The following is a 6172-nucleotide window of genomic DNA, read 5'->3' as shown; positions in this document are numbered from 1 at the left end:
CGGCTTCTTGCCGACGATGATCGGGTCGCCGACCTTCAGGTGCTGCAGCTTCGAGGTCAGCGGGCCGTCCTGGACCTTGATCGAGAAGAACTCCAGCTCCTCCTCGTAGTTGGCCGAGACCACCGAGTAGGCGCGCAGCAGCGGCCGGCCCTCGACCTCCAGGCCGATCATGGTGAACTCGCCGTTGCGGAACCGGAACGCCGGATCCCGCGTCGTGCGGAACGAGAACAGGTTGTCGGTCCAGTGGTGGACCGACAGAACGCGCTCCTCGTAGAACTTGCTCATCGACGGATCAGTCCTCGAATCCTCTGACGCTCGGCACACGGCCCCGACGATTCGGGGCCCGTGGTGCGGGGGATCCCCGCCGCCCCGCTCGGGCGGGGGTGGATCCTCGGCAGGGAACCCGCCCGGATCCGGTTGCAAACACACGCGCGCCGCTTCTTTCGCAGTTGCAGCACGTCCGTCAAGGCGTGCCGGGATCACACTGGCGAAAGAAGTGAACGGCCTGGAATCGTTCGAAGATTTAGCGTCTTCGCGGACGCTCCGCAGCGCCGTTCCGGACATGGGAGGGTTGCCGCAGAGCGGGCCCCGCGCGCCGCCCTCAGAGGGGGGCGGCGGGCCGGAGCGGCGCGAGCCCGGCCTCGATCTCGGCCCGGCGCGGCTCCAGAAACGGCGGCAGGGCCAGGCGCTCGCCCAGGGTCTCCAGGGGCTCGTCCGCGGTGAAACCCGGCCCGTCGGTGGCGATCTCGAACAGGATGCCGTTGGGCTCGCGGAAATAGAGGCTGCGGAAGTAGTAGCGGTCCACCGGCCCGCTGCTCGGCACCCGCGCCGCCCGGAGCCTGTCGGCCCAGGCCTCGTAATCCCCGTCCGGGATGCGGAAGGCGACGTGGTGGACCGCGCCCGCGCCCTGGCGGGCCGGCGCGGACCGGTCGGCCAGGAGCTGGAGCTCGGCGGCCGGGCCGCCGGGTCCCATCGCGTAGACCTCCACCGGGCCGTCGCCCGTCTCGAAGGCGCGGTCCCGGCGCAGGCCGAGCACCTCGGTCAGCACGGCGGCGGTGCGGGCCGGGTCCGGCACCGACAGCCGGATCGGGCCGAGGCCGCGGATCTGGTAGGCGGCCGGCACGGGCGAGCCGTCCCAGGGATGCTCCGGCCCGGTCCCGCCATCGTCCACCAGGGCGAGGCGCTGGCCCTCCGGATCCTCGAAATCGAGGGTGAGGCGCCCGTCGCGCGCGGCGGGCTCGGCCTCGACGATCCCGGCCTCGCGCAGGCGCGCGTGCCACCACGCGACCGCGCCCTCGCCCGGGACGCGCAGGTGCGTGCGGGTGATGCTGCCGGAGCCCCGCCGCTCCCGGGGCGCCGGCCAGTCGAAGAAGGTGATGTCGGTGCCGGGGCTCGCCAGCCCGTCGGCGTAGAACAGGTGGTAGGCCGAGACATCGTCCTGGTTCACCGTCTTCTTCACGAGCCGCAGGCCGAGCGTGCCCGTGTAGAAGGCGACGTTCTCCGCCGCGCGGGCGGTCACCGCGGTGAGGTGGTGGATGCCGGTGAGCTGCATGTCGGTCCTGGGGTTCGCCGCGTCGCGCCTCAGGTGGGGGGCGGCGGCGGCTTCGCGAGCGGCTCGCGGATCGGGCGGCCGGCACCCGTTCCTCCGGGGCCGCGCCGCGGTCGGCCCGCAGCGATCGCCGCCCGAGAGGCGCCGCGCCCCGGACCGGCGGCGCGGCCGCTACGCGGCGATCGGTACCCGGGCGCGGCGGATTTCGCCGAACCGCGGTCCCGAGACCCGCTTCTCAGAGCCCCACGGGCCGGCCGGCGGCGACCACCAGCATCTTGCCGTCCGCGAAGGTGCGGGCGGCGGCCCGGCGGATATCCGCCTGGGTCACGGCCGAGACCATCGCGTTGCGCCGGGCGATGTAGTCCATGCCCAGCTCCTCGAAGGCGATCTGCACCAGCTGGTGGGCGATCTTGGTCGAGGTGTCGAAGCCGAGGGCGTAGGAGCCGGTCAGGTAATCCTTGGCCTTCTGCAGCTCGTCGTCGTCCGGGCCGTCCGTGATCAGCCGGCCGATCTCGTCGCCGATCACCGACAGGGCCTCGCCGACGCGCTCGTTCTTGGTGGCGGTGTAGCCCCAGGTCATCGCGGCCGACCGGTGGCTGACCAGCGAGGTCCCCACCGAGTAGGCCAGCCCGCGCTTCTCGCGCACCTCCTGGAACAGGCGGGACGTGAAGGCGCCGCCGCCGAGGATGTGGTTCAGCACGTAGGCCGGGATGAAGTCCGGGTCGCGCCACGGCACGCCGGCCATGCCGAACCGGATCACCGACTGGGGCACGTCGAGGTCGACGACGATGCGCTTGCCGAGATCGTGCACTTCGGTGCGCGGCACCGCCTTCAGCGCCCCGGCCTCCGGCAGGGTTCCGAAGGCGCGGTTCAGGCCCTCGGCGAGCTGCTCGGCGCCGATGGCGCCGACCGCCGCCACCTTCACCCGGCCGCGGCCGATGATGCGGGCGTGCATCGCCAGCAGGTCGTCCCGGGTGATCGCCGTCACGCTCTCCACGGTGCCGGAGGACGGGCGGGCGTAGGGATGGCCGGCGAACGCCTCCTTGAAGAAGCGGCGGGAGGCCAGCACGCCCGGATCGTTCTGCTGGTAGCGCAGGCCGGCGATGATCTGGGCGCGGACGCGCTCGATCGCGTCGGGGTCGAGGCGGGGCTTGGCCAGCGCCAGGGCGAGGAGCGCGATGCCCTCGTCGGCGTGCTTGACCAGCATCTTCAGCGAGCCGCCGACCGCGTCGGCCCCCGCGTGGAACGACAGCTCGATTGCCCGGGCGGCGAGCCGCTCCTGGAACAGGTCGGAGGTCAGGTCGCCGGCGCCCTCGTCGAGGAGCCGCGCCAGCATCTGCGCGCAGCCGGCCTTGCCGGCCGGGTCCTGGGCGGCGCCGCCCTCGAAGGTGAAGGCCAGGGCGATCATCGGCACCACCGGCGACTCGACGTGCCACGCCTCGATGCCGGCGGCGGTCGTCACCGGCAGCGCCGTGGTGGGCGAGCTGACGGTTTGGGCGGTGGTCTCGACCAGAGTCTCGGCCAAGCTCATGGGAACCTCGTGTCTCTATCTCGGGCGACGGCGGAGCGGGCCAGGGCTCCCGTTCGGCAGAGCGCCCCGCCCGGACCCGTCACGGGCCCGGCGGGACGCACCCGGGGTTACTCGGCGGCCATCGCGACCGGGGCGTCGGGATCCTGCGCCTTGGTCAGGTAGCCGGTGACCGAGCGGGCCGGCGTCAGCCAGCGCTCGGCGGCGCCCTTGAGACGCGCCTGCGTCACCCCCTCGATGTCGGTCGGCCAGCGGCGGACCTCCTCGATGGTCTCGCCGATCGCCAGCGCCGAGCCGTAGATGCGTGCCAGCGACGACTGGCTGTCAGAGGAGTAGACGGTCTCGGCCACGAGGCGGGTCTTGGCGCGCTCGATCGCCTCGGCGTCCAGGGCCTCCGCGGGGGCGCGGCGCAGCACCCTGTCGACGGCCTCCTCCAGCTTCTCCAGGGGCACGCCCTCGGCGGGCACCGCGTAGACGGAGAAGCGGGTGTCGTCGATCGCCGAGCCCATGTACCAGGCGCCGGCATTCACCGCGAGGCCGGTCTCCATGACCAGCTTGCGGTAGAGGTAGGAGGTCGAGCCGCCGCCCAGCACCTCGGCCAGCAGCTCGAGGTCGTGGCAGCCGCCGTCCCGGGCGGTGATGCAGGAGGGGGTCAGGTAGAGGCGCTGCAGGGTCGGCTGCTCGACCTTCGGGTCGGCGACGGCGACGCGGCGCAGGGCCTTCGGCTCCGGCTCCCGCGCCCGCAGGCGCTCGGGCCGGGCGCCCTGGGGCGTCACGCGGCCGTAGGTGGTCTCGGCGAGGCGCCGGACCTCGTCGGGCGTGACGTCGCCGGCCACCACCAGGATGGCGTTCTCGGGGGTGTAGAAGCGCTTGTAGTAGGCCAGCGCGTGCTCGCGGTTCAGGCCCTCGATCTCGTGCATCCAGCCGATGATCGGGATGCCGTAGGGATGGTGCACGAACAGGCCGGCCGCCATCGCCTCGGAGAGCTGGGCGGAGGGGTCGGTCTCGACCCGCATGCGCCGCTCCTCCAGCACGACGTCGCGCTCGGGGGCGACGACGGCGTCGTCGAGGACGAGGCCGCTCATGCGGTCCGCCTCGAATTCCATCATGGTGCCGAGGTGATCCCGGGCGACCCGCTGGAAGTAGGCGGTGTAGTCGTAGCTGGTGAAGGCGTTCTCCTGGCCGCCCAGGCCCGACACCGCCTTGGAGAAGGCCCCGACCGGGTGCTTCTCGGTGCCCTTGAACATCAGGTGCTCGAGGAAGTGGGCGATGCCCGACTGGCCGAGCGGATCATCGGCCGAACCGTTGCGGTACCAGATCATGTGGGTGGCGACGGGGGCCCGGTGGTCGGGGACGACCACCACGTCGAGGCCGTTGTCGAGGGTGAAGGCCGTCACTTCCGGTCCGCCCGCCTCGGAACGCCCGAACGGCGCGGCCTCGCCCCGGCCGGCGCTGCCGCCGTAGGGCGAGCCCGGACGCAGCGGGAAGAGGGTGGGCGTCGCCTTCCTGAACAGGTGCATTCCGCTTTCCTTCTGCCGGCCCCGGATCGAAGCGTCCCGCGTCGGGATGCGCGCGCGGATCGGGGCCGTCCTGGTCACCGGGGCGCAAGAACCGCACCGGGACGATCATCTCATGTTGCCACGCCGCGGCGCCGTTGCAACGGCGACACGGCGCCCCCGTCACTGCTGCGCGCGCTGACGGAGATACGCGCGGGGATCCGACTCCTCGCGCTCGCGGCTGGCGTTGTTGATCGGGTCGCTCGACGGCGGCCGGGCCAGCTGCTTGGGCGACTGCCGGTACCCGGTCGGCGGGTCCGTGAGCGTGTCGCGGCTCGGCTCGATGTCGGAGGGCTCGGCGTTGGCGCTCTTGCCCTTGAGCAGCTCGAAGGGGCTGAGCAGGCTGTCGTCGCGGTTGTTGTCGCCGGGCTTGCGCTCGGCGGTGGTCGTCAGGCCCGCGCCGGCACGGCGGCCGCCGCGCATCTCCTCCACGGAGAGCGTCGCGTTGTTGTCGTCGTAGCGGCCCTGGGCCTGGGAGCCCTTGGGATTGCGCCGCTCCACGGCGGCGCGCTCGCGCTCCACGATCTCGGGATCCTTCGGCCAGGCGGTGCTGGTGGAGCGCGCCCGCGGCTGCGGCAGGGCCTTGCCGTCGATCTTGGGCGGCATCACCAGTGGCGGCCGCTCGTGATAGTCGATCGGATCCTGGCGCTTCTCCAGGAGGCCGATGCCCGACAGGGCGTCACGCATGAACTCGCCGCGCTCCTGCGCGTGCGCGGCACCGACGACGCAGAGCGGAGCCAGGGCCACCGCGGCGGAGAGGAGGGGACGAAGCCTGCGATGCCCGGTCATGCTGCCTCACGGGTTCCGGACGGAGCGTCCGGCTCTGGGAAGGCCGCGGCGCGGCCCGATCCGACAGGTCCCGGCCTGAGACCGGTTTCCGGCGATCGTATGGCGCCTTGACTGCGTCGCGCCAGGAGGGGGACGCGGGAGGACCTGTGTGTTGCAGGGATCACAGGCGCGGCGCCGGGTCGCCCTGCGGGGGGGACGCCCGGCCCCTGCGGCCGTCCGGGGACAGGCTGTCGAGGATCAGGCCGATCACGCCGGCCACGATCGCCGCGTCGGCGACGTTGAACACGTACCAGGACCAGCCGCCGGCATGCAGGTGGACGAAGTCGAAGACGGCGCCGTAGGCGGCCCGGTCGATGGCGTTGCCGAGCGCCCCCCCGACGATCAGCCCGAGGGCGATCCCGAGGAGCCGCGACGTGGCCCGGCGCATCCAGATCCCGAGGCCGAGGGCGGCGGCCAGCGACAGGGCCACGAGGAGCCAGCGGCCGATCCCGCCCTCCTGCTGGAACAGCCCGTAGGAGACGCCCCGGTTCCAGACCACGACGAAGTCGGCGAAGGGCGCCAGCCGCCAGGGCTGCGTCAGCACGAGGTCGGTGCCGAAATAGAGGCCGAGCTTGCTGGCCTGATCGAGGACCAGGGTGAGAACGAGGGCCAGGAGGCCGGCGCGGAACGGCGTCACGGGCGGCGCACTCGGCCCGGGCCGGCGTCCCCCTCTCCCCGCGGGCGGGGAGAGGGAGTGGCGCCGCCGACGAC

6 protein-coding genes are annotated in these 6172 nt (G+C 72.9%); all 6 read right to left on the bottom strand.

Annotation, left to right across the window (positions count from 1 at the left end; genetic code table 11):
* The coding region (locus tag ABIC30_RS14205; protein ID WP_244539920.1) for an FAD-binding oxidoreductase at window positions 1-285 on the bottom strand (285 nt) is incomplete at its 3' end.
* A 316-nt stretch (window positions 286-601) separates the two neighbouring features.
* Window positions 602-1552 carry a ring-cleaving dioxygenase gene (locus tag ABIC30_RS14200; RefSeq protein WP_020093172.1) on the bottom strand — a complete coding sequence of 317 codons (951 nt, stop codon included), beginning with the start codon at window positions 1550-1552 and terminating at the stop codon, window positions 602-604.
* A gap of 232 nt (window positions 1553-1784) precedes the next feature.
* Window positions 1785-3080, bottom strand: a complete 1296-nt coding sequence (locus ABIC30_RS14195; protein ID WP_020093173.1) for a M16 family metallopeptidase — start codon at window positions 3078-3080, stop codon at window positions 1785-1787.
* 107 nt (window positions 3081-3187) lie between these two features.
* Window positions 3188-4597, bottom strand: coding sequence for a M16 family metallopeptidase (locus ABIC30_RS14190; RefSeq protein WP_020093174.1), 1410 nt, complete (start codon window positions 4595-4597; stop codon window positions 3188-3190).
* Between the two features lie 159 nt (window positions 4598-4756).
* On the bottom strand, window positions 4757-5422 hold the full coding sequence (locus ABIC30_RS14185) for a hypothetical protein (RefSeq protein ID WP_020093175.1): 666 nt from the start codon (window positions 5420-5422) through the stop codon (window positions 4757-4759).
* 160 nt (window positions 5423-5582) lie between these two features.
* The gene (lspA, locus tag ABIC30_RS14180) at window positions 5583-6098 is read right to left on the bottom strand and encodes a signal peptidase II (RefSeq protein WP_020093176.1); all 516 of its coding nucleotides are present in this window, start codon (window positions 6096-6098) and stop codon (window positions 5583-5585) included.
* Window positions 6099-6172 lie beyond the last annotated feature (74 nt).

Origin of the sequence: Methylobacterium sp. 1030 (assembly GCF_040544715.1) — a bacterium.
Lineage (GTDB): Bacteria > Pseudomonadota > Alphaproteobacteria > Rhizobiales > Beijerinckiaceae > Methylobacterium.
The sequence above is the reverse complement of the archived record's forward strand: the minus strand, read 5'-3'. Positions and strand labels throughout refer to the sequence as shown.